Annotated in this window: 25 protein-coding genes; 20 read left to right on the top strand and 5 right to left on the bottom strand. The window is 45.9% G+C overall.

Annotated features, from left to right (window positions below):
• Positions 1–10: 10 nt before the first annotated feature.
• Entirely contained in the window at positions 11–2,581 is a 2,571-nt protein-coding gene (locus ACF8EG_RS11480; RefSeq protein WP_069507328.1) for a penicillin-binding protein 1A, read from the bottom strand.
• 141 nt (positions 2,582–2,722) lie between these two features.
• Between ACF8EG_RS11480 and pilM the strand changes: the two genes are divergently transcribed.
• From pilM to rplI, 14 genes are all read left to right on the top strand, one after another.
• A complete protein-coding gene (pilM, locus tag ACF8EG_RS11485) occupies positions 2,723–3,739 on the top strand; it encodes a type IV pilus biogenesis protein PilM (RefSeq protein ID WP_021449761.1) in 1,017 nt (338 codons plus the stop codon).
• Positions 3,723–4,301, top strand: a complete 579-nt coding sequence (locus tag ACF8EG_RS11490) for a PilN domain-containing protein (protein WP_015297396.1) — start codon at positions 3,723–3,725, stop codon at positions 4,299–4,301. The genes pilM and ACF8EG_RS11490 overlap by 17 nt, the downstream gene beginning before the upstream one ends.
• Positions 4,294–4,887 (top strand): type 4a pilus biogenesis protein PilO, encoded by a 594-nt coding sequence (locus tag ACF8EG_RS11495; RefSeq protein WP_045607680.1) that lies wholly within the window; start codon positions 4,294–4,296, stop codon positions 4,885–4,887. The genes ACF8EG_RS11490 and ACF8EG_RS11495 overlap by 8 nt, the downstream gene beginning before the upstream one ends.
• A complete protein-coding gene (locus ACF8EG_RS11500) occupies positions 4,877–5,392 on the top strand; it encodes a pilus assembly protein PilP (protein WP_029864056.1) in 516 nt (171 codons plus the stop codon). The genes ACF8EG_RS11495 and ACF8EG_RS11500 overlap by 11 nt, the downstream gene beginning before the upstream one ends.
• A gap of 31 nt (positions 5,393–5,423) precedes the next feature.
• Positions 5,424–7,172: a type IV pilus secretin PilQ gene (locus tag ACF8EG_RS11505; RefSeq protein WP_005488227.1), complete on the top strand. Its 1,749-nt coding sequence runs from the start codon at positions 5,424–5,426 to the stop codon at positions 7,170–7,172.
• A 188-nt stretch (positions 7,173–7,360) separates the two neighbouring features.
• The gene (gene aroK, locus ACF8EG_RS11510; protein WP_005381319.1) at positions 7,361–7,879 is read left to right on the top strand and encodes a shikimate kinase AroK; all 519 of its coding nucleotides are present in this window, start codon (positions 7,361–7,363) and stop codon (positions 7,877–7,879) included.
• A gap of 31 nt (positions 7,880–7,910) precedes the next feature.
• Positions 7,911–9,011 carry a 3-dehydroquinate synthase gene (gene aroB, locus ACF8EG_RS11515; protein ID WP_069507329.1) on the top strand — a complete coding sequence of 367 codons (1,101 nt, stop codon included), beginning with the start codon at positions 7,911–7,913 and terminating at the stop codon, positions 9,009–9,011.
• A gap of 52 nt (positions 9,012–9,063) precedes the next feature.
• Positions 9,064–10,581 (top strand): SPOR domain-containing protein, encoded by a 1,518-nt coding sequence (locus ACF8EG_RS11520; protein ID WP_069507330.1) that lies wholly within the window; start codon positions 9,064–9,066, stop codon positions 10,579–10,581.
• 69 nt (positions 10,582–10,650) lie between these two features.
• The gene (locus ACF8EG_RS11525; protein WP_005486862.1) at positions 10,651–11,490 is read left to right on the top strand and encodes a Dam family site-specific DNA-(adenine-N6)-methyltransferase; all 840 of its coding nucleotides are present in this window, start codon (positions 10,651–10,653) and stop codon (positions 11,488–11,490) included.
• Between the two features lie 101 nt (positions 11,491–11,591).
• A complete protein-coding gene (rpe, locus tag ACF8EG_RS11530) occupies positions 11,592–12,263 on the top strand; it encodes a ribulose-phosphate 3-epimerase (RefSeq protein WP_005496581.1) in 672 nt (223 codons plus the stop codon).
• 243 nt (positions 12,264–12,506) lie between these two features.
• Positions 12,507–12,896: a 30S ribosomal protein S6 gene (gene rpsF / locus ACF8EG_RS11535; RefSeq protein WP_005381299.1), complete on the top strand. Its 390-nt coding sequence runs from the start codon at positions 12,507–12,509 to the stop codon at positions 12,894–12,896.
• A gap of 8 nt (positions 12,897–12,904) precedes the next feature.
• Positions 12,905–13,207 (top strand): primosomal replication protein N, encoded by a 303-nt coding sequence (gene priB, locus ACF8EG_RS11540; RefSeq protein WP_005467185.1) that lies wholly within the window; start codon positions 12,905–12,907, stop codon positions 13,205–13,207.
• Positions 13,208–13,223: 16 nt separating this feature from the next.
• Positions 13,224–13,451, top strand: a complete 228-nt coding sequence (rpsR, locus tag ACF8EG_RS11545) for a 30S ribosomal protein S18 (RefSeq protein ID WP_000090472.1) — start codon at positions 13,224–13,226, stop codon at positions 13,449–13,451.
• A 33-nt stretch (positions 13,452–13,484) separates the two neighbouring features.
• Positions 13,485–13,937 carry a 50S ribosomal protein L9 gene (gene rplI / locus ACF8EG_RS11550; protein ID WP_005480442.1) on the top strand — a complete coding sequence of 151 codons (453 nt, stop codon included), beginning with the start codon at positions 13,485–13,487 and terminating at the stop codon, positions 13,935–13,937.
• A gap of 83 nt (positions 13,938–14,020) precedes the next feature.
• Here the strand turns inward: rplI and ACF8EG_RS11555 are convergent, their stop codons facing one another.
• Complete coding sequence (locus tag ACF8EG_RS11555; protein WP_005455861.1) at positions 14,021–14,785, bottom strand: DUF481 domain-containing protein; 765 nt, start codon at positions 14,783–14,785, stop codon at positions 14,021–14,023.
• Positions 14,786–15,096: 311 nt separating this feature from the next.
• Between ACF8EG_RS11555 and ACF8EG_RS11560 the strand changes: the two genes are divergently transcribed.
• From ACF8EG_RS11560 to ACF8EG_RS11570, 3 genes are read left to right on the top strand one after another with little or no spacing between them, the layout of a single operon-like run.
• Complete coding sequence (locus tag ACF8EG_RS11560; RefSeq protein WP_005455859.1) at positions 15,097–16,497, top strand: replicative DNA helicase; 1,401 nt, start codon at positions 15,097–15,099, stop codon at positions 16,495–16,497.
• Between the two features lie 13 nt (positions 16,498–16,510).
• Entirely contained in the window at positions 16,511–17,587 is a 1,077-nt protein-coding gene (gene alr / locus ACF8EG_RS11565; protein ID WP_005496583.1) for an alanine racemase, read from the top strand.
• A gap of 3 nt (positions 17,588–17,590) precedes the next feature.
• Entirely contained in the window at positions 17,591–18,787 is a 1,197-nt protein-coding gene (locus ACF8EG_RS11570) for a BamA/TamA family outer membrane protein (protein WP_069507331.1), read from the top strand.
• Positions 18,788–18,840: 53 nt separating this feature from the next.
• Here ACF8EG_RS11570 and ACF8EG_RS11575 read toward each other — a convergent pair whose 3' ends face one another.
• Complete coding sequence (locus ACF8EG_RS11575; protein ID WP_005496585.1) at positions 18,841–19,260, bottom strand: secondary thiamine-phosphate synthase enzyme YjbQ; 420 nt, start codon at positions 19,258–19,260, stop codon at positions 18,841–18,843.
• Between the two features lie 306 nt (positions 19,261–19,566).
• Here ACF8EG_RS11575 and pgi point away from each other — a divergent pair, with 306 nt between their 5' ends.
• Complete coding sequence (gene pgi, locus ACF8EG_RS11580; protein WP_069507332.1) at positions 19,567–21,219, top strand: glucose-6-phosphate isomerase; 1,653 nt, start codon at positions 19,567–19,569, stop codon at positions 21,217–21,219.
• Positions 21,220–21,322: 103 nt separating this feature from the next.
• Here pgi and ACF8EG_RS11585 read toward each other — a convergent pair whose 3' ends face one another.
• Positions 21,323–21,784: a chemotaxis protein CheX gene (locus tag ACF8EG_RS11585; RefSeq protein ID WP_005381269.1), complete on the bottom strand. Its 462-nt coding sequence runs from the start codon at positions 21,782–21,784 to the stop codon at positions 21,323–21,325.
• A gap of 9 nt (positions 21,785–21,793) precedes the next feature.
• Positions 21,794–22,258 (bottom strand): zinc uptake transcriptional repressor Zur, encoded by a 465-nt coding sequence (gene zur / locus ACF8EG_RS11590; RefSeq protein ID WP_005381268.1) that lies wholly within the window; start codon positions 22,256–22,258, stop codon positions 21,794–21,796.
• Positions 22,259–22,551: 293 nt separating this feature from the next.
• Between zur and dusA the strand changes: the two genes are divergently transcribed.
• Positions 22,552–23,532 (top strand): tRNA dihydrouridine(20/20a) synthase DusA, encoded by a 981-nt coding sequence (dusA, locus tag ACF8EG_RS11595; RefSeq protein ID WP_017449471.1) that lies wholly within the window; start codon positions 22,552–22,554, stop codon positions 23,530–23,532.
• Between the two features lie 163 nt (positions 23,533–23,695).
• The gene (pspG, locus tag ACF8EG_RS11600; protein ID WP_005496590.1) at positions 23,696–23,911 is read left to right on the top strand and encodes an envelope stress response protein PspG; all 216 of its coding nucleotides are present in this window, start codon (positions 23,696–23,698) and stop codon (positions 23,909–23,911) included.
• Positions 23,912–24,007 lie beyond the last annotated feature (96 nt).

The following is a 24,007-nucleotide window of genomic DNA, read 5'->3' on the forward strand; positions in this document are numbered from 1 at the left end:
TTCGTTTGGTTTAGAACAACTCTTCCGTTGTGCCACCAGAACCGCTTGAATAAATGCTGTCTTCGAGGCTGTTACCAACGTATTCGGTTGGCTCCGTGCCTTTCTCAAAGTATTCAAACATGGACGTGCTATCGACTTTATGAGTCAGCAGACCGCTGTTGCGATCGATGCGAACGCGCACGATGCCATCTGGAATATTCTTGCCTTGTTCTGGTTTGCCTTCCAATGCCACTTGCATAAAGTCAATCCATGCTGGTTCTGCTGTTTTCGCACCTGATTCAGCACCAGATACTTGGCCTTGACCCAAATTGCTGTTCACCGTCGTGCGGCCTAACGCGCGTGAGTGATCATCGAAGCCCACCCATGCAATAGCAACCACGCCCGGACCATAACCGTTGTACCATGCGTCTTTTGAATCGTTAGTCGTACCAGTTTTACCACCAATATCACGACGCTCAAGTTTTTGCGCACGCCAGCCGGTACCGTTCCAGCCAGTTCCTTCACGCCAGTTGCCGCCACCCCAGATGTTGCTGTACATCATTTCACGCATCAAGAATGCGTTTTGTTCAGAGATAACTTGTGGTGCGTATTTTGGTTCATCATTTTCTAGTGCGTTCTCTGGAGCTTGGCCATCAACGGCAACGTCTTGCTCACCGAACTCACTGGCAAAGCGATCCATTTCTGGTTGTGGGCTCATTTGTGGGCAATCTTGATGACAAACGCTCTTAGGGTTGGCTTTAAACAAAACTTCGCCAAATGCATCTTCAACGCGTTCTACGTAAAACGGCTCAACATAGTAACCGCCGTTTGCAAAAACCGAGTAACCTTGCGCCACTTTCATTGGTGTTAAGCTACCCGCACCCAAGGCGATAGTTTCTGAGCGAGGCACTTCGTTGATATCGAATCCAAAGCGAGTTAGGTACTGACGAGTTTCATCCAGACCCACTTCACGTAAGGTACGAACCGCCATTACGTTTTTCGATTGTGCTAAGCCAATGCGAAGGCGAGTTGGACCACCGTAAGTTGGAGGTGAGTTCTTTGGTCGCCATGCTGAGCCTGAACCTGCGTCCCATTTGTTGATTGGCGCATCGTTGATCAGAGTTGCTAACGTTAGGCCTTTATCGATAGCGGCTGAGTAAATAAATGGTTTGATACTAGAACCAACCTGACGCACGGACATGGTTGCGCGGTTAAACTTGCTGTGAACAAAGTTAAAACCACCTACTAGTGACAAAATGCCGCCATTTTCAGGATTCATCGCGACAAATGCGGTGTTCGCGCTAGGCACTTGGCTTAGCTTCCAGCTGCTTTGAGTGTTGCCATCTTCATCGGTGGTCGTTAGCTCGCGAACCCAAATTTGTTCACCTGCAGCTAAAACCTCTTGTGCAGATTTTGGTGTTGAACCTTGACGGTTATCGGTGAGGAATTTGCGTGCCCAGTTCATGCCAGTCCAAGGGATGGTTTGTGCATCGTTATTTTTCACAACAACTTGCGCCGTTTTGCCTTCCACTTTTGTCACGACAGCAGGGTAAAGATCGCCGTAAGTTGGCTGGCCTTTTAGATGCTTCTCAATTTGTTCTGCATCCCAAGCGGCTTCCCCTTCTTTCCACAACACTTTTTCTGCGCCGCGGTAGCCATGACGCTCGTCATAAGCCATTAGGTTGTTTACCGCAGCCTTATTGGCAGCGTCTTGCAGTTTAGAGTCAACCGTCATGTAGATATTCAAACCCGACGTATAGGCTTTCTCTTCACCGTACTCTTTTACTGCCCATGCACGTGCAAGTTCGGCAACGTAAGGCGCAGACACTTCAATTTCTGCACTGTGGTAACGAGCAATGATTGGTTCGTTACGTGCTTCATCGAATTGTTCTTGCGTAATGTACTTTTCATCGAGCATACGCATTAGCACAACGTTACGACGTTTTGTTGCACGTTCTAGCGAGTATATTGGGTTCATGGTTGAAGGTGCTTTTGGCATCCCCGCCAGTGTCGCAATTTCACTAAGCGAGAGCTCATTTAAGCTCTTACCAAAATACACCTGAGCTGCTGCACCAAAACCGTATGAGCGATAGCCAAGGAAGATCTTGTTAACGTAAAGCTCCATGATCTCTTGTTTGCTCAGCAGTTGCTCAATGTGAATGGCAATGAAGATCTCTTTGATCTTACGCATTAGTTTCTTCTCGTTGGATAAGAAGAAGTTACGCGCTAGCTGCTGAGTGATGGTACTCGCACCTTGCTTTGCTGAGCCGGAAAGAGCGACCACGACAGCTGCACGAGTAATACCGATTGGATCGATACCAGGGTGCTCGTAAAAACGGCTGTCTTCGGTGGCGATCAGTGCGTGAATTAGATCTTGAGGAATTTCATCGTAAGTAACAGGAATACGACGCTTTTCACCAAACTGTGCGATCAGCTTCCCGTCTTGACTAAATACCTGCATAGGTGTTTGTAATTCAACGTCTTTTAGAGTTGCAACGTCTGGCAATTCAGGCTTCACGTACTGATAGAAGCCAAAAATTGTGGTGACTCCAAGAATTATGCAAATCAATGTTAAAAATAATAAACGCTTTATGAACTTCACCGGAGAATCCCTGATTGGTTGAGGCTGTGTAACGGCAAACCCTTGTACTCTTAGGTCAAAAATTTAGCACATAGGATATTAACTCTTATTTGGGTGCTAATAACAACCTTTGCGCGAAGAAATTTCGGAGCGAGAGTAGAGATGGATAAGCTAATCGTTACCGGCATAGATATTGGCCATAACAGCCTCAAAGCCGTAGTACTTAAACCCATTGGCGATCAATACGCCTTATTGGGTTACAAAGAAATATTACTTAAGGAAGGTATTGTCGCTGAAAATAACACTATAAATCATCAAGAAATTGTAAAGACCCTAAAGCAGATGAAAAAAGAGCTGCCTTTTGGGGCCAAGCGAGTGGCAATTTCTGTTCCAGACAACTCAGTTATTAGCAAGAAACTGCAAATCGAACAAAGCCTTGATGAGAGCGAAATCGAGTTTGCGGTGGTACAAGCTTTTTCTCATCAATCTCCTTTTCCTGTGGAAGAACTGAGTTTGGATTTCGTACGCCTTCGTGCGGAAGAAGGGATGCGTGGAACGGACAGTTATCAAGTATTCGCTACGCGGAAAGATGTGGTTGAAAGCCGAGTTGAGGCGTTACAACAGTCTGGTTTAAAGCCTGTGTTGGTTGACGTGCACTCTCAAAGTCTAGGTCATATCTGGAAGCTTGCCGCAGAGCGTTTTCCTGATAAAAACAAATACTGTTTGTTAGACATCGGCTCGTTAGCGAGTTCATTCACCATGTTTACCGAGCAAGGCGAACTGTTTCATAAGGAGTTTGCGTGCGGTACTCGTATTTCAATGGGGACGTCACAAGAAGACTTACTCTCTGATGATGCTCAAGCCAAAACGGAACAGTTCAATCGTCAAGTGGTTGAGCGCGTAAAACGTCAAATGCAGCTCTATACGTCGATCAACGGTTCGCAAAACATTAAAGGCATTTGGTTATCGGGCGAGGGGGCATCGACGCCAATGTTGGCAGAAGAGCTCTCGCATCAGTTGGCATTGGAGTGCGAGTTGCTAAACCCACTCGGACTGTTTGAAATGAAAGTGTCGAAACGCAAGCGACGAGCGGCTGATTGGCAACATTTTTCGACAGCTGCAGGGCTGGCGGTCCGTGGCATTCATTGGTTAGGAGGTGTGCGTGCTGTATCGCATTAACTTATTGCCTTGGCGCGAAAATCAAAGGGAAGAGCATCGTCGTCGATTTGTCGGTTTAGTGGTATTGGGCGTCATGGTGGCGTTGGGGATTCAGTGGGGCGTTGGCAAATATTATGAGTATCAACAAGATCTTCAACAAGAGCGACTCGACTATCTAACAACGTACATTTCTGATCTAGATAAGCGGATAGAAGCGATGAAGATCGCGGAGCTTGAACACAGCAAAATCTTGGAACGCTTGAAAGTTGTGGAAGCGTTGCAAAATGGTCGGAATAAAACCACTGATTTTATGAACCTCATGCCTGCTGTTATTCCAGAAGGCGTGTATGTCGACAAGATCAAAATGAACGATCTAGAAATTGAAATCTCAGGTATTTCAGACAGTACACCTCGGCTAGCAACCATGCTCGATAACATGGAACGTTCTGCCAAGCTACTGGACGTTGAAATGCACTCTATCGTGCACGGAAAAGCCCGTTTCGGTAAAGAGTTTCAGACCTTTAAAGTGTCCTTCATGTTCAACACGGTAGAAGAGAAAAAAGAGGGAAAACAACATGGTTAATTGGCAAGATCTAGAAATGGATGAGATTGCTGAATGGCCATTACTGCCTCAGCTTGTAGTGATCTGCCTGCTTGTTCTTCTTATCCAAGGGTTTGGTTATTGGTTTTACTTAAAGCCAGAAGACGCTCGTTTGAACACTTTGATTCAAGAGGAGCAAACATTAAAAGTGGCATTGCGCATAAAAGCCAATAAGGTGGCTGCATTGCCTCAGTTGCAATCTCAACTGGACGAGCTCACTACGCGTTATGAGTTGCTGTTGCAACAACTACCGGCACAAAAAGAGTTGGCCACAATGTTGGCGTCGGTAAACGAACTTGGTATCGACAACAAGTTAACGTTTACTCGCATCGATTGGGGAGAAAAGCAATCAGAAAACTTCCTGTATCGATTGCCACTAAATATCGAGCTAACAGGTGATTTCCACGATATCGGTCGTTTTTCACAGGCCATTGCCACACTGCCACGCATCATCACCTTTAAAGACGTGACTTGGCAGCGTGTCAGCCAAGAGAGTGAAACTTTGCACTTCCGAGTGAGAGCAAACACTTACCAGTTCAAGCCTGAGGAAAAGAAAGATGAGAAATAAATCTTTGCTGACGGTATTGGTAAGCGCTCTATTGGTCGGCTGCCAGGCGAATGATGAATCATTAACGGATTTTATTCGTGGTATTGAGAGTCAGGCGCGGCGAGATGTGGAGAAGCTCAAACCTGCTGACAAATACATCGCAGTGGCGTATGCCCCAGAAGTGATGCGTGCTCCTTTCGAATTGCCCAAAGAGGCGACCATCGCGACTCAACCTGTGGCGAGAAAAGATTGTTGGCAACCGCCGAACCGAGCGAGATCTGGCAAGTTAGAAAAATTCCCACTCAGCCAACTTCGTTTAAAAGGAGTGATGGGTATGGGGAACACCGTTTCTGGTTTAGTTCAAGCCCCGAATGGCACGGTTTACAAAGTGAAACCAGGTCAATACCTCGGGCGTAATAACGGTAAGGTCACCCATGTTACCCACTCCTATTTGTTGATTAATGAAACCTTGCCCGATGGTTTGGGGTGCTGGCAAAAACGTAAAGTTAAGTTGGCTTTGAGATAGATATAGCTGCATTTATTTTTGATATTGAGTAATGAAAATGAGACAAGGATTAACACGTACACCAAGGATGCTTACTGGGCTCTTCTCCTTATGGTTGTTTTTACTTCTGGCCCCTTTAGCAGCAGCAGAAGATGTACAGTCTAATGCGCTCAAGAGCATCGACTTTCGCACTAACAAAAGCAAAGATGCCGTGATTGTGGTGGAGCTTGCATCCCCGGCGGCTATTGTTGATGTTAAACGTGTTCAAGAAGGATTAAGCATTGATTTAATGAACACGTCGGTAAAAGACGAGCAGCTTTACCTTCTCGACGTGAAAGATTTCGCGACGGTGGTGGAAAGTGTGGAAGTGTTCCGCGATACCTCCACCACACGATTAGTTGCGTATATCGATGAAGAATACACGCATGACTATCGTTTGACGGGGCGTTATCTTGAAATCACTGTCAGCAAGCTTAAACCAAATGAAAAAGTGCCAGACAAGAGCATCTTAGAAAAAGAAGGCAAGCTGATCTCGATTAACTTCCAAGACATTCCTGTGCGTAACGTTTTGCAGCTGATTGCAGATTACAACCAGTTTAACTTGGTGGTTTCGGACTCTGTCGAAGGCAACCTTACATTGCGTCTTGATGGTGTGCCGTGGCAGCAAGTGCTCGACATCATCTTGCAAGTGAAAGGGTTAGATAAGCGTGTTGATGGCAACGTGATTTTGGTCGCCCCGACCGATGAGCTGGATTTGCGCGAGAAGCAGCAGTTAGAAAAACAAAAACTGACGGAAGAAATGGGGGAACTTTCATCAGAAATCATCAAAGTCAATTTTGCTAAAGCTTCGGATATTGCAGAGATGATCAATGGTGAAGGCAACATTAGCATGTTGTCAGAGCGTGGCAGTATGACCATTGATGAGCGAACCAATTCGCTATTAATCAGAGAATTGCCAGAGAACATCGCCGTTATTCGCGAAATCATTGAATCGCTCGATATCCCAGTAAAACAAGTACAAATTGAAGCCCGAATTGTGACCATCAGTGAAGGTAACATGGATGAGTTAGGTATTCGTTGGGGCTTTACTTCTATTAATGGTAACAACACCGTTGGTGGCTCTATTGAGAACAACCTAGCGACAATTGGTTTGTACGAAGGTGGTGGTGATGGCGAAGGTGAAGAGGGTGGTGATGGTGTTGGTATCGATGATTTCCTTAATGTGAATTTAGCAGCGACCAACCCGAATGCGGCGAGTATTGCGTTCCAAGTGGCAAAGTTAGGTTCTGATACATTATTGGACTTAGAGCTGTCTGCATTGCAGCAAGAATCAAAAGCAGAAATCATCTCGAGTCCACGATTGATCACGACCAATAAGAAGCCCGCGTACATTGAACAAGGTACCGAAATTCCTTATCTAGAATCTTCATCGAGTGGTGCAACGTCAGTGACCTTTAAAAAAGCGGTGTTGAGCTTGAAGGTGACACCGCAGATCACACCTGACAATCGTTTAGTGTTAGATCTGAGTGTGACCCAAGACCGACCTGGTAAGGTAGTGAAAACGGGCACAGGAGAGGCAATGGCAATTGATACGCAGCGCATTGGCACCCAAGTTCTGGTGAATAATGGTGAGACGGTTGTGCTCGGTGGTATTTTCCAGCACAGCATTACTAACTCAGTCGATAAAGTGCCATTGTTGGGCGATCTTCCGCTATTAGGCGCACTTTTCCGCCGAAGTTACGAAAACGTTGGTAAAAGTGAGTTGCTAATTTTCGTTACGCCTAAGGTCGTTATTCAGTAGTGGCTATCAAGTAAATAGGCGATTAGATCAAAAATAAAGTTGCATTAGTGGCACCATGCTTGGATAATTTCGGGTCTTATCACGAATTATCTGTGAGGAACTGGTGCCACAAGCCTTGTAGAACAGCGGTTTAGCTGTGTTTTCTTGTGGCGATCTTATTGAATCAATGTTGTAAATTACTGCTAAACATGGCTGAGAAACGTAATATTTTCCTTGTTGGCCCAATGGGCGCCGGCAAAAGTACAATTGGTAGACATCTAGCACAGCAACTGCATATGGAGTTTGTTGACTCCGATACAGTGATTGAAGAACGCACTGGTGCAGACATCTCTTGGGTTTTTGATGTAGAAGGTGAAGAAGGCTTCCGTAAGCGTGAAGAAGCGGTACTTGAAGATCTGACTCAAGAACAAGGCATCGTGCTGGCAACTGGCGGCGGCTCTGTGAAAAGCAAAGAGAACCGTAACCGTCTTTCTGCTCGCGGTGTAGTTGTTTACCTAGAAACGACAATTGAAAAGCAACTTGCACGTACTAACCGTGACAAGAAGCGTCCTCTACTTCAAACGGACAACCCTCGTGAAGTATTGGAGCAATTAGCTGAAGAACGTAACCCGTTATACGAAGAAGTAGCGGATTACACTGTTCGCACTGACGATCAAAGTGCAAAAGTGGTAGCCAACCAGATCGTAAAAATGCTAGAAGAGAGATAAGTACTTATCTTCTTTTAATTGGAGCACACCGATGGAACGGATTACGGTCAATCTAGCAGAGCGTAGCTACCCAATCTCTATAGGCGCCGGGTTGTTTGAGGACCCGGCGTACCTTTCTCAAGTTCTCTCAAACAAAAATACCAATCAAAAAGTCGTTGTGATCAGTAATGTCACAGTGGCACCTTTGTATGCCGATAAAATCCTTCATCAACTAAAACAACTTGGTTGTGATGCTTCGTTACTTGAGTTACCTGATGGCGAGCAGTACAAAAACTTGGATGTGTTTAACCAAGTCATGAATTTCCTTCTAGAGGGAAGTTATGCTCGTGATGTGGTCATTATTGCCCTCGGTGGTGGTGTAATCGGAGATCTCGTCGGTTTTGCTTCAGCCTGCTATCAGCGAGGTGTGGACTTTATCCAAATTCCAACGACGTTGTTGTCCCAAGTGGATTCTTCCGTTGGCGGCAAAACGGCAGTCAATCATCCGCTAGGTAAAAACATGATTGGCGCATTTTACCAACCGAAAGCAGTGATCATCGATACCAACTGTTTATCGACGCTACCTGAGCGTGAATTTGCTGCTGGTATAGCTGAAGTGATCAAATACGGCATTATTTATGATGGTGCATTCTTTGATTGGCTGGAAGAAAATTTAGACCGTTTATACACGTTGGATGAAGACGCGCTTACCTATGCCATTGCACGTTGCTGCCAAATTAAAGCTGAAGTGGTTGCACAAGACGAAAAAGAGTCTGGAATTCGAGCGTTGCTCAATTTGGGTCACACTTTCGGTCATGCGATAGAAGCTGAATTAGGCTACGGCAATTGGTTACATGGTGAGGCGGTGTCTTCTGGTACGGTGATGGCGGCCAAAACGTCACTTCTGCGTGGACTGATTTCTGAAAAGCAGTTTGAGCGTATTGTGGCATTGTTGCGCAGAGCGAAATTGCCAGTCCACACACCCGACAGCATGAGTTTTGATGACTTTATCAAGCATATGATGCGTGATAAAAAAGTGCTGTCAGGTCAATTGCGCTTAGTTCTACCAACCGGAATTGGCTGTGCGGAAGTGATAGCCGATACTTCACAAGAAGTGATTCAGCAGGCTATTGATTTCGGTCGCAATATTTAACCTTGTAATGACGCCATCTGGCGTCATTCTTGTTGTTTAAGAAGGTTATTAGATGAGTTTTGCTCACGTTCTGGAATTAGATTCTCAAACCGAGTTATTGGATAGATTGGAGTTGTTGACCAACTTTGGATCCAACCTTATTGCGATCAATGGCCCTGATGGGTATGGAAAATCTTGGCTGGCGCAACGATACCTTGAACTGGGTGCAAGTAACAAAAATCAATGTTTGTTACTTTGCCATGCGACCCAAGATGACGTGCAGCGTCGCGTCCTCATCTTGAGTCAGCTGGTTTCCGATGCATTGTTTAATCAACAAGAGCCTTTACTCAACAGTCTAGAGCGTATTCTCGAAGGTGAGCCTTGCGATATTGCGATTGTTATTGATGACGCTCATTTACTTAGTGAAACGCTCGTTTCGGAGTTATGGACGTTAGTCTTAGAGGCGCATGAAAAGCCGAACTGGACGATCAACGTGTTGCTTTTTACTCAGTCTGGGCGTTTGGAGTCGGTCTTGTCTCGATTGAGTTATGGGCAAGAACTTAAGCCAGTTGAACTTGATATCGATATGCTATCCGAAGTGGAAGCGCGTCGTTTCTTCGAATCACTAGTGGTTAGGTATGTCGATGACGATGCGGAGAAACGTGTTCGAGATGCATTTAAGAAAGTCGACCCGATTCCGGGTGACATCATGGCATTAGGAGAGATGAAAGTGGAAAAAAGGATCATTATCCGTTCAATTGTCGGATCGCCACTCAACATCGCATTAGTGGTTTTGGTGCTACTGTTGCTGGCCGCTGGAGGCTATTGGTGGATGTTTAATCAGCCAAGCCCAGATGACAAAGCGCAGCAGATCACGGGAAGCATCGAGCAAACTGCCATTCCGACACTCACTGAGCCGACTCTTTCGCCATCAGAATCTAATTTAACCTCAGCGACTGACGACTTGCCAAATGATGGCGATTTATCAGATGCGACTGACGATTCCAACTCATTGCCACCAACGGTGACAGAAGAAGTAGCAAGCGTCGGGAATGATGACAGCCAGCAGCGTGTTGTGATTGAATCTGACGTGGTTGATGCTCTGTTAGAAGGTAAGCCTGAGCAAGCGAATACAGACAATATTAAAGCGTTAGTAGAAGGGGCTGAACCTCAAGCGAAAACCCAGTCAGAGACAAACTCTTCTTTGATTAAAGTGGTGAAGCCAAGCGATGCCGCATCAGAAGAGGTTGCGAAAACAGAGACGACCTCAAGTAAACCTATCGTCAAATTCTCGTTTGCACGTGAAGAGCTAAAAGCGTTATCCCCAAGAGCGTACACCTTGCAGTTAGCAGCCATGACATCAATGGAAGACGTACAAGCTTTTCTTGATGAGCATCAGCTGAATAACAAGGTACGCATTTATCCGACGGTTCGTAGTGGAACGGAATGGTACATCGTGACTTACCAAGATTATCCGACAATTCAAATGGCTCGAGACGCGGTAGAGAAGCTGCCAGATTCACTTAAGTCGGTGAGCCCGTGGGCAAAATCGCTAGGCCAGGTTCATCGAGAAATTGATCGCGTGAAATAATCCTGAGCTTCGCTGAAAAATATGTTACATTCCGCAGCCTTAATTTTTGGTCGATAGATAGAGCAGTAGATGAAAAAGCAACGAGCCTTTCTTAAATGGGCAGGAGGAAAATACGGACTGGTTGAAGACATCCAACGTCATTTGCCACCGGCTCGAAAGCTAGTTGAACCTTTTGTTGGTGCTGGCTCGGTTTTTCTTAATACCGACTATGACCACTATCTGTTGGCGGACATCAATCCCGACCTGATTAATCTCTACAACCTGCTTAAAGAGCGTCCTGAGGAGTATATCTCAGAAGCGAAGCGCTGGTTTGTCGCCGAAAACAATCGCAAAGAAGCGTACTTAAGCATTCGTGCTGAGTTTAATAAAACCGATGACGTAATGTATCGCTCACTTGCATTCCTTTACATGAACCGCTTTGGTTTTAATGGTTTATGCCGCTACAACAAAAAAGGTGGCTTCAACGTGCCGTTTGGCTCTTACAAAAAACCTTATTTCCCAGAGGCGGAATTGGAGTTTTTTGCTGAGAAAGCCAAAAAAGCCACGTTTGTGTGCGAAGGTTATCCTGAAACATTTCGTCGTGCGCGCAAGGGCAGCGTTGTGTATTGCGATCCACCTTATGCGCCACTTTCAAACACGGCAAACTTCACTTCATACGCAGGTAATGGTTTTACGTTGGACGACCAAGCGGCACTAGCCGACATGGCAGAAAGAACGGCTACTGAGCGTGGGATTCCGGTGTTGATTTCAAATCACGACACAACACTAACGCGCCGCCTTTACCACGGTGCGGATTTAAGTGTGGTGAAAGTGAAACGCACCATTAGCCGAAACGGTAGTGGTCGTAACAAAGTTGACGAACTGCTCGCCTTGTTCAAAGCGCCGGAATCAGATAGCGCTGCTTCATAGTTCTGACACTATTTTCTCTAAATAGTGGATCTCCCCACTGGCTTCGGTAGAATTGCGCGCAAATTGGTTTGCTGTTTTGCTCGTCACTACTGAGGTCAGGTATGAAAGATTTTCTTATTGCTCCATCCATTTTATCGGCTGATTTTGCACGTCTAGGTGAAGACGTAGAAAAAGTACTCGCAGCGGGTGCGGATGTGGTGCATTTCGATGTTATGGATAACCACTATGTACCAAACCTGACTTTTGGTGCTCCTGTGTGTAAAGCGCTACGCGATTACGGTATCACTGCGCCAATCGACGTTCATCTAATGGTAAAACCGGTAGATCGCATCATCCCTGATTTTGCGAAAGCTGGCGCATCAATGATCACTTTTCACGTTGAGGCCTCTGATCACGTAGACCGTACTCTTCAGCTTATCAAAGAACACGGCTGTAAAGCGGGTGTGGTATTAAACCCAGCAACACCGCTTGCGCATCTTGAGTTCATCATGGACAAAGTTGACCTGATTCTACTGATGTCGGTAAACCCAGGCTTTGGTGGCCAGTCATTCATTCCTCACACGCTAGATAAACTTCGCGCTGTTCGTAAGATGATCGATGAGTCTGGTCGCGATATCCGTCTGGAAATTGATGGTGGTGTGAAAGTCGACAACATTCGTGAAATTGCTGAAGCAGGTGCGGACATGTTTGTGGCGGGTTCTGCGATTTTTAGTCAGCCAGATTACAAACAAGTGATCGACCAAATGCGCACTGAGCTTGCTCAAGTAGAATAAGTGCTAAAAATAAGCGTTATAACGCTCTGATTTTAAAGGCTGCCACTTTGCTGGCAGCCTTTGTCGTTTCTGGCACGAGCCAAACAAAAATATCCCGCGCGCTGCGCAAATAATCACTTGCCTATTTTGCGGCCTTTCTGTACTATTCGTGCTCCTTAAACTCAGTCAATTTTCTTTAGTTCCTTGCTTCCTCTGGACGACTGAGCCATTTGTGGAAGCTGAATAATCCGTAAGGAGCAACCCATGCGTCATTACGAAATCGTATTCATGGTGCACCCAGATCAAAGCGAGCAAGTTGCTGGCATGATCGAGCGTTACACTGGTTCTATCACTGAAGCTGGCGGTAAAATCCACCGTCTAGAAGACTGGGGCCGCCGTCAACTGGCTTACCCAATCAACAAGCTTCACAAAGCTCACTACGTTCTAATGAACGTTGAAGCTGACCAAGCTGTAATCGATGAGCTAGAAACTGCTTTCCGTTTCAACGATGCAGTTCTACGTAACATGATCATGCGTACTAAAGCAGCGATCACTGAGCAATCTATCATGCTTAAGCAAAAAGAAGAGCGTGCTCCACGTCGTGAAGAGCGTTCTGAAGCTAAGCCTGAAGCTAAATCAGAAGCTGCTGAGTAAGTTTTGTTATGACCAACCGAATGGAGCTGAGCGGCACCATTGCCAAACCGCCCATTCGTAGTAAAAGCCCTGGTGGCATTGAACACTGTCGGTTTTGGTTAGAGCATCGCTCTACTGTTATCGAAGCTGATTTACCGAGACAAGTTTATTGTCGTATGCCGGTAGTCGTCAGCGGGCTTAGGTCACAAGCAATTACTCAGAATTTAGTACAAGGCAGTAACATTAAGGTAAGTGGTTTTGTCGCTTATCAGACCGGCCGAAATGGCGTTGGGAAATTAGTGTTACATGCTGACAATATTACTCAAATTTAAGATCAGGAGATAGCCCATGGCTCGTTTCTTCCGTCGTCGTAAATTCTGCCGTTTCACTGCAGAAGGCGTACAAGAGATTGATTACAAAGACGTAGCAACTCTTAAAAACTACATCACTGAAGCTGGTAAAATCGTACCTAGCCGTATCACTGGTACAAGCGCTAAGTACCAGCGTCAACTAGCACGTGCTATCAAGCGTTCACGCTACCTAGCTCTACTACCGTACACTGACAAGCATCAGTAATCGGTTCCGTTTATTAAGAAAGAGGATTAAGCAATGCAAGTTATTCTACTTGATAAAATCGGTAACCTAGGTGGTCTTGGCGATACAGTAAACGTTAAATCTGGCTACGCTCGTAACTTCCTTATCCCTCAGGGTAAAGCAGTTATGGCTACTAAAGGCAACGTTGAAATGTTCGAAGCACGTCGTGCTGAACTAGAAGCTAAAGTTGCTGAGCAACTAGCTGCTGCAGAAGCTCGCGCTGAGAAAGTTAACGCTCTAGAAGCAGTTGTTATCGCTTCTAAAGCTGGTGACGAAGGCAAACTATTCGGTTCAATCGGTACTCGTGACATCGCTGAAGCTATCACAGCTGCAGGCGTTGAAGTTGCTAAGAGCGAAGTTCGCCTTCCTGAAGGTGCTCTACGTACAACTGGTGAGTTCGAGATCAGCGTTCAACTTCACTCTGAAGTTTTCGCTACTGCGAAAGTACAGGTTGTTGCTGCTGAGTAATTCAGTATCAAGACGAAATACTAAAAAGCACCTCTTCGGAGGTGCTTTTTTTTGGTCTGAAATTGAGTGATAAAAATTGGAGATTAAAACGCGAAAAGCAGATTGACGGAGAACACACTGTCGGCTTTGCTTAATCCCTCTGGCACTTTATCGTGGTATTGACGCGAGTGAGCCAGTTTCAGGGCAATGTCTTCGGTAATGTCATTAGTGACACTGAGTTCGCTATCCACTCGCGTATTACTTTTACCCGTAACAAGCGTGATATCAGCGGCAAAGCTCAAGTTATCCAGAGCATGCCACGTGGTATTGAGGTTGCCACGGAAAATGCCTTCACGAACGATGTTAGGAAAGACGATATCGTCATCATCAATCTCATCCAAATTCGGTTCCTGATAACGAAAACCAGGGCCAATCTCAGCTTCTAAGATAAAGTTTTCGGTGTAGGAAAACTGATAACCCAGACCGCCTGATAAGGTGTAATCTTTGAAATAGGCGCTATAGCGCGAATCAACGCCTTTAAAGCTTCCATACAAGTAGGTTTTTGGTCCTAACTTGTAGTCACTTTGAACAGAATATGTCGATGAACGTTTGTCTTCTTCGCCGTCTTTGTACAGGTTGTAGTACTTCCATTCACCGTTTGAACGGTGCCTGCCAGACGTATATTCAGCACTCAAACGAGCATTCAGGGAACGAGAGTCCGTGTTACCTGTGTGAGCTTGATAGCCAAACTCGACCTCAGTTTGTAGAGGGTTGGGCACATCAATATTTTGCTCTGGCTGTACTGATTCTTCAGCGTACGATGCAGTCGTGCACAGTAAGCTCAAGCCAAGTAACCAGTATCGGGACACATCAACCTCGAACGTAATTAAAAAGGAGGGGCATGATACTGATACAGATATTTTGTTGGGTCAATGGTAGGTTAAATTTTATTAGAGCTGAATGGAATTCCCACTTATTGCTAAGGCGACACCTGCATCAAATCTTCCGCTTCAATCGTTTTATCTAAGGGTTATATGTTTTGATGAGAGGGGTGAATTTAAAACGTTTAGGCTAGCTATCGGCATGTTGATTTCTTAACAAGTAATTGTCGCTTCGGGGAAGCATCTTAGTTAACTTTAAGGTTATAATCGTGGGTCATTAGTAGTTATCGAGCAAAGTCATGGCGGAAAACAGAAATCGCAAACCTTCAGATAGTCAGGTCGACGCAATCAAAGTGCCACCTCACTCACTAGAAGCAGAGCAATCAGTGATTGGTGGTCTCTTACTGGACAATGAACGTTGGGATACCGTTGCTGAGCGAGTTGTCGCCAGTGATTTCTATAGCCGTCCGCACCGTCTTATTTTTGAAGGTGTGAAAACCATTCTTGAGTCGGGCAAACCGCTTGACCTTATCACTCTGTCTGAGCACCTAGAGCGACACGAGCAACTAGAAGATGTGGGTGGTTTTGCTTACCTTGCTGACTTAGCGAAAAACACGCCCAGTGCTGCCAACATTAATGCCTACGCAGATATCGTGGCTGAACGTGCGATCGTCCGTGGTTTGATTGGTGTTGCGAACGAAATTGCGGACGCGGGTTACGATCCTCAAGGTCGCAGTTCTGAAGATTTGATAGACATGGCGGAGAGTAAAGTTTTTGCTATCGCCGAGTCTCGCACCAGTGAAAATGAAGGTCCGCAAAACGTCGACAACATCCTAGAAAAGACGCTAGAACGTATCGAACTGCTGTACAAAACGCCGCAAGATGGCGTGACAGGTGTCGATACTGGTTTTACTGACCTCAACAAAAAGACCGCGGGTCTCCAAGGTTCTGACTTAGTTATCGTGGCCGCGCGTCCATCGATGGGTAAAACCACCTTTGCGATGAACTTGTGTGAAAACGCGGCAATGCAGCAAGACAAACCCGTTTTGATCTTCTCGTTAGAGATGCCGGCGGAACAGTTGATGATGCGTATGTTGGCATCCTTGTCTCGCGTAGATCAAACCAAGATCCGTACGGGTCAGTTGGATGATGAAGACTGGGCACGAATTTCTTCTACCATGGGTATCCTGATGCAGAAGAAAAATATGTACATCGATGACAGTTCAGGCTTAACGCCAACCGAAGTGCGTTCACGTGCCCGTCGTGTTGCTCGTGAGCACGGAGGTCTGTCAATGATCATGGTCGACTACCTTCAGTTGATGCGCGTACCTTCGCTAACCGATAACCGTACTCTTGAGATTGCCGAGATTTCTCGCTCGCTTAAAGCACTGGCGAAAGAGTTGAACGTGCCTGTCGTTGCACTATCGCAGCTAAACCGTTCCCTAGAGCAACGAGCGGATAAACGACCTGTTAACTCGGACTTGCGTGAATCGGGTTCCATCGAGCAGGATGCCGACTTGATCATGTTCATCTACCGTGATGAGGTCTATCACCCAGATAGCCCATACAAAGGCACGGCGGAAATAATTATCGGTAAACAACGTAACGGTCCTATTGGCTCGGTGCGTTTAACATTCCAAGGACAACACTCGCGCTTTGATAATTACGCGGGTCCAGCATTCGATATTGATGATGAGTAATGCTATGAGCTACATGAAAGCCGCAAAAGCATGCATTGACTTGTCTGCGTTGCAGCACAACTTGCAGCGTGTGAAAGCGCAAGCACCAGAAAGTAAAGTGATGGCGGTAGTGAAAGCCAACGGTTATGGCCATGGTCTACGTCATGTGGCGAAACATGCTAACCATGCCGATGCCTTTGGTGTGGCTCGCATTGAAGAAGCGTTGCAACTGCGCGCTTGTGGCGTGGTAAAGCCAATTCTCTTACTCGAAGGTTTTTATTCGCCGGGCGATCTGCCTGTGTTAGTGACGAACAACATCCAAACCGTGGTGCACTGTGAAGAGCAACTTATCGCGTTGGAACAGGCGGATTTAGAAACGCCAGTGGTCGTTTGGTTGAAGATCGACAGTGGTATGCATCGTTTGGGCGTTCGCCCGGAGCAGTATGATGAGTTCATTTCTCGCTTAAAAACGTGCCCGAATGTGGCGAAGCCATTGCGATACATGAGTCATTTTGGTTGTGCGGATGAGCTTGATAGCAGCATCACGCCGCAACAAATTGAGCTGTTTATGTCATTAACCTCGGGCTGTCAGGGCGAGCGCTCGCTAGCGGCATCTGCGGGTTTATTAGCATGGCCTCAAAGCCAATTAGAGTGGGTTCGTCCGGGCATTATTATGTACGGCGTATCACCATTTAGCGACAAAACGGCTCAAGATTTGGGTTACCAACCAGTGATGACGTTGAAGTCTCATCTTATTGCGGTTCGTGAAGTCAAGAAAGGTGAAAGCGTGGGGTACGGTGGTATCTGGACAAGTGAACGCGACACAAAAGTCGGCGTTATTGCAGTGGGCTATGGCGACGGCTACCCAAGAAGTGCACCCAATGGTACACCGGTGTGGGTGAATGGGCGTACAGTACCGATTGCGGGTCGAGTATCAATGGATATGCTGACGGTAGATTTAGGTCCTGATGCCACAGATAAGGTCAGTGACGAAGCGATTCTTTGGGGTAAAGAATTACCTGTCGAAGAGGTTGCGAATCACATTGGTACGATAGCTTATGAGTTGGTGACCAAATTGACGCCTCGTGTCGAAATGGAATATACCAAGTAATCCATGAATAAACGAATCACCTCAATGCTGGCACTTTCTGCCAGCATTTTTTTGTCTTCTCCGGTGCTAAGTTCAGAGAAAGACTCAGCTTTCGTCCCGTTCTATTTCAGTACCGATACGTTGGGCAGTACCGTTGGAGTCGCAGGGGTTGCTAAAGGGGTTGGTCAGCCTCAAGCAGCACTATTTGGTATGGGGCTGTATTCAGAGAAAGACAGCTATATTGGTTTCCTCTCTGCATTTAATTATGCGCTCTCCCCCAATGTGCTGTTCAGTACTCAGATGTACCAAGCTCGTTTTAATGACAGTCCCTATTACTTAGGTGAGCAAGGCGATAACAACTCGTCGTTTGAATCTCAGACGATCACAAACAGTGATGAGCAAAAGTATAAGTTCGAATTCAAATACCTGTTGCCGTGGGGTGCGGTGAAAGATCATGGTTTGAAAGGCGCGTTTCTACCCAGCCGCGACGTTCGCTATGCATCGCCTTTGGCGTCGGGCGTTAGCTCTATCCTGCTGACGCCTTTTTATTCATCACGAGCGTTGGATGTATACAATGATAGGAAAGAGCAAGCTTACGGTTTTACATTGGGTTTTGATTGGGACAACCGCGATAGCGCACGTAACACGACCCGAGGCTCGCATACCTCTTTGAATTTGACTACGGGCGCAGAAAGTTGGCAATCAGAGGATCTGTGGCTCAAGTGGGAATTCCAAAATAGCCAATATTACTCGCTGGGGCCTCTTGGGGATTGGTTTGATCAACAAGTACTTGCCTTGGATTTTTATACAGCCGACACACCAACTTGGAATCAATGTGATGGTGTTGTTTGTAGTCGTCCGCCAGAACAGGAACAAGTTCGCTTGGGTGGGTTGTACCGTTTGAGAGGCTATACCGCGGGTCGTTACCATGGACGCTCTGCAATTCACTATTCTGCCGAATATCGGGTATTACCAGACTGGCAGCCTCTGGACGATATTCCCATTATCAATTACTACGATATGCCTTGGTGGCAATGGGTAGCGTTTGTTGAGGTGGGGCGAGTTGCTGACGAATACGATTTAAAAACACTCCATGAAGACATGAAATGGAGCGTCGGTGGCGCGGTTCGTTTCCAAGTTGAAGGTGTTGTGGTTCGCGCTGAAGTTGCCAAGGGCGCAGACGAAGGGACGTTCCGAGTGATGATTAATCAACCCTTCTAAGCAAGATGACAAAAACAAAGGCTAATCTTACGGTTAGCCTTTTTTTACCTCTCTTACTCGCCATTGATGGTTGCAATGATGCGTCGGCTTCCGCCAAAGTCTCGGTGCTCTCCCAAGTAAATACCTTGCCATGTTCCTAATGCTAATCGACCATTTTGGATTGGTATCGTCACACTACTGCCAAGCAGCGATGCTTTAATGTGTGCTGGCATGTCGTCATCACCTTCATAGGTGTGCTGATAATAAGGAGCTCTCTCCGGCACGAACTTGTTGAAATGCGCTTCCATGTCCATGCGCACAGTTGGGTCTGCATTCTCATTTAAGGTCAGACTGGCGGAGGTATGCTGAATAAATAGATGTAACAAACCTACTGAAAGCTCGTGTATTTGCGGTAATTGTTGTTCAATTTCATCAGTAATTAGATGAAAACCGCGACTTCTCGCTTTTAATTGCAGTGTTTTTTGTGCCCACATACGTGTTCCTTTGGAAATTTATAAATTGGCGTCTATCCTATTCCAATTAGAGCCTGTCATAAGTAAATGATATGATTCTTGCCACCATAAATGAATTGTTCAAATTCAGGGCAGGGAACGTGACCTAACTCAATGTGAGTGTAAAAGCACTCGGTCATAATTGGCGCCTGAAAAAAAATTACAAAGACTTGTTTTGTGGCAATTCGCCCAAACATCTAATTAATATTCTATTTGCTAAATCGGGGATTCCACAGTTTTCGCTAGACTGTAAGGAATGGAACCTACTGTAACATCGGGATAAAGACCATGTTGAAAAATATCAATCCAACGCAAACACAAGCTTGGAAAGCGCTAACGGCGCATTTCGAATCTGCACAAGATATGGATCTTAAAGAGTTATTTGCTCAAGACGCAGCGCGTTTCGACAAATACTCTGCACGTTTCGGCTCAGACATCCTAGTCGATTACTCAAAGAACCTCATCAATGAGGAAACTCTGAAGCACCTGTTCGCTCTTGCGAACGAGACTGAGCTGAAATCTGCAATTGAAGCGATGTTCAGTGGCGAAGCGATCAACCAAACAGAAGGTCGCGCTGTTCTTCACACTGCACTACGTAACCGCATGAACACTCCAGTAATGGTAGACGGCGAAGACGTAATGCCAGCAGTGAACGCGGTTCTAGAAAAAATGAAATCATTCACTGACCGCGTTATCGGCGGTGAGTGGAAAGGTTACACTGGTAAAGCAATTACAGATATTGTGAACATCGGTATCGGTGGTTCTGACCTTGGCCCTTACATGGTGACGGAAGCACTAGCACCGTACAAAAATCATCTAAATCTTCACTTCGTATCTAACGTTGATGGTACTCACATCGTTGAAACGTTGAAGAAAGTTAACCCAGAAACGACGTTATTCTTGATCGCGTCTAAGACGTTCACAACGCAAGAAACCATGACTAACGCGCACACAGCACGTGATTGGTTCTTAGAGTCAGCAGGCGATCAAGCTCACGTGGCTAAGCACTTTGCTGCGCTTTCAACGAATGCGACAGCCGTGTCTGAATTTGGTATCGATACAGCGAACATGTTCGAATTCTGGGACTGGGTTGGTGGTCGTTACTCACTATGGTCTGCGATCGGTCTGTCTATCGCATTAGCGGTAGGCTACGACAACTTCGTTGAGCTGCTTGATGGCGCTCACGAGATGGACAAGCACTTTGTATCAACAGATCTAGAAAGCAACATCCCTGTGATCCTTGCGCTTATCGGTATTTGGTACAACAACTTCCACGGTGCGGAATCAGAAGCTATTCTACCTTACGATCAGTACATGCACCGTTTCGCGGCGTACTTCCAGCAAGGTAACATGGAGTCAAACGGTAAATATGTTGACCGTGAAGGCAATACAGTGACTTACCAAACAGGCCCAATCATTTGGGGTGAACCAGGTACTAACGGTCAGCACGCTTTCTATCAGCTCATTCACCAAGGCACGAAGCTGATCCCATGTGACTTCATTGCACCTGCAATCAGCCACAATCCTGCGGGTGACCACCACCAAAAACTGATGTCGAATTTCTTTGCGCAAACTGAAGCACTAGCGTTTGGTAAGAGTGAAGAAACCGTGAAAGAAGAGTTGGTGAAAGCAGGTAAGAACGCTGAAGAAGTGGCAGCGATTGCGCCATTCAAAGTGTTTGAAGGTAACCGTCCAACAAACTCTATCCTAGTGAAGCAAATCACGCCTCGTACGCTAGGTAACTTGATTGCGATGTACGAACACAAAATCTTCGTACAAGGTGTTATCTGGAACATCTTCAGCTTTGACCAATGGGGCGTAGAGCTAGGTAAACAACTGGCTAACCAAATCCTACCTGAGCTTGCAGATGCGTCTCAAATCAACTCGCACGACAGCTCAACAAACGGTCTAATCAACGCATTTAAAGCGTTCAAAGCTTAGTGAATGTTTGAATAGAAAAAGAAAAGGTCAGCAAATGCTGACCTTTTTATTGCCTGAGGCAGAAACAAAATAGGTTGGCACTGGCCAACCTATTTTTTCTCTTTTATTCGAAGCAGATTTCGATAAAGGCATTTCCCCACTGGGAAGAGAAAGGCATGATGATGATTGAACCTTCACACTTGTGGCGAATCGTATGGCCTCGGCCAGATACCACAACGGGTGTCGCCATATCAAAATCAAAACCGCTTTCAGCCAAAATGCGCTTCGCACCACCAGTAACCATGTTGGTGATCTCACCCACCATATCGGTCACTTCTTCGTTGAGTCCGTTTGGACGCTCACCAAGCATGTTCTGCATGATTTCTAGCGCTAACGCTTCATCAAAGGTAATTGACATTGAACCACGTGTTTGTGGGCCAACCATGCCAATCAAACCAGAAACGTCACCTCGTGCGATCTCATCCTTCTTGATTCGCGGTTTTTGTGGCTTCAGCTCAAGAGAAGCCATGGTTTTTAGCACGTTCATTAAAGAAGCTAAAAACGGGTTTACAAATTCAGCGCGCATAACGTTCTTCTATACTTTTTCTTTCGTCTCGGAGGAACAGGCCTGGCATTCACCATGAGTTTCAATAACTTGGTTGGTCAGTTTGAATCCATGCTTCTCGGCGTTTTCAGCTAACAAGGATATCAGTGTCTCATCTTCGAGTTCAACGACATCACCACATTTATCGCAAATTAGTAATTGGAAAAAGTGCTGTTGAGTATTGAAAGAACAACAAGTAATAAAGCTATTTGTCGATTCCACTCGGTGGATAAAACCTTGCTCTAAGAGAAAATCTAACGCTCGATAAACAGTTGGAGGCTTGGCCTGAGGCTCACTCTCTTTTAGTTGCTCCAATAGCTCATACGCACTTGAGGCGCGGCGATTAGAACAAATGAGTTCAAACACGCGTCGGCGTTGCGGAGTCAATCTTACTCCACGCTCTGCGCAGATACTTTCAATTTGTTCAATGATTGTTGGGTTCAAACCTTTCACCATAACTATCGGACGTGCTCTATGATAAATCATTTCTATACGAAGTTCGTTTAGAAATGCTTCATTTTACCCACTATCAGAACGAAAATCATGAATTAAAGCAAGTCGCACAGGGTCTGAAGCCGGAATAGCCATCACAGAACGAGATAACCGTGCCGGAATCGTCCCTTGTTCACTTTTCTTTGATTGATGGGCAACGCTCGCATCCGCTGGACACTGGGTATACAATACCCGACTTATTTTTTGAGCGTACTGCTGCGCTCGACCTTAGCAACATAAAAACGGGTGTTTAAATCATGACTCATTCTTGCAGGCTCTCCGTAGCACCAATGTTAGATTGGACCGATCGTCATTGTCGCTACTTCCATCGCTTAATGACCAAAGAAACCCTGCTGTACACTGAAATGGTGACGACAGGTGCGATCATTCATGGAAAAGGAGATTTCCTCGCTTACAACGAAGAGGAACATCCGTTAGCCCTTCAGTTGGGTGGTTCAAACCCAGAAGATTTGGCCAAGTGTGCCAAGTTGGCGCAAGAACGTGGCTATGATGAGATCAACCTAAATGTGGGTTGTCCATCTGATCGTGTGCAAAACGGTCGCTTTGGTGCTTGCCTGATGGCGGAGCCGCAATTGGTCGCGGAGTGTGTCGCTGCAATGAAAGAGGTGGTTGATGTTCCTGTTACGGTTAAAACACGTATTGGCATTGACGATCAAGATTCTTATGAGTTCCTAACGGACTTCGTATCGATCGTCTCTGAGAAAGGCGGCTGTGAGCAGTTCACTATTCACGCGCGTAAAGCGTGGCTAAGTGGTCTGAGCCCGAAAGAAAACCGCGAGATTCCGCCGCTGGACTACCCACGTGCTTACCAATTGAAGCAAGATTTTGCTCACTTAACTATTGCTATTAATGGTGGTGTGAAATCTCTGGAAGAAGCAAAAGTGCACCTCCAGCACCTAGATGGTGTGATGATTGGCCGTGAAGCTTACCAAAGCCCTTACTTGCTTGCCTCGGTAGACCAAGAACTGTTTGGTTCTAATGCTCCGGTGAAGAAGCGCAGTGAAATTGTTGAAGAGATGTACCCATACATTGAAGCGCAGCTTGCGAAAGGTGCGTATCTTGGTCATATCACGCGTCATATGTTGGGTTTGTTCCAAAATATGCCGGGTGCTCGCCAATGGCGTCGTCACATCAGTGAAAATGCGCACAAGCCAGGTTCTGGCCTAGAAGTGCTGCAGGATGCGTTAGCGAAGATTCCAAAAGAGCTGAATGTGTAAAATTCACCAGTGGTTGGCTAAAAATACCAACTTACGGACAGCGAAGCCAGAACGCAGAAATGTCTCTGGCTTTATTTTTATTTAAAAATCATAATCTTAATTTGTTTTGGATAAGTTGGTATGGAAACTGCTCTAGTCGTTTAAAACAAATGGAGAAGTGATTATGTTGGAGCTGATCTTTATTTTAGTATTTGCCGCGACCTTATTAGTAACAGGCATCACGATGATGACAGTGTTCGCAGCAACAGGTATTGCGTTGGTTGTGATGTTTTTACTTGGCATGATCGGCGCGGTACTCAAACTATTACCATGGCTGATAGTCATCGCATTGGGTATTTGGTTCTTTAAAAACTTCGTTGCCCAACCGCGTTATAAATAGTTGGGTATAGACGATTTAGTTGATAGCGAGGCGTGAGAGTATGGTATATTTCCCCTCACGCCCTCATTGTTGAATATCAGCTATCTCGGAGTACAC

This window comes from Vibrio sp. YQ_11, from assembly GCF_043103065.1.
In the GTDB taxonomy this organism is placed as follows: Bacteria; Pseudomonadota; Gammaproteobacteria; order Enterobacterales; family Vibrionaceae; genus Vibrio; species Vibrio parahaemolyticus.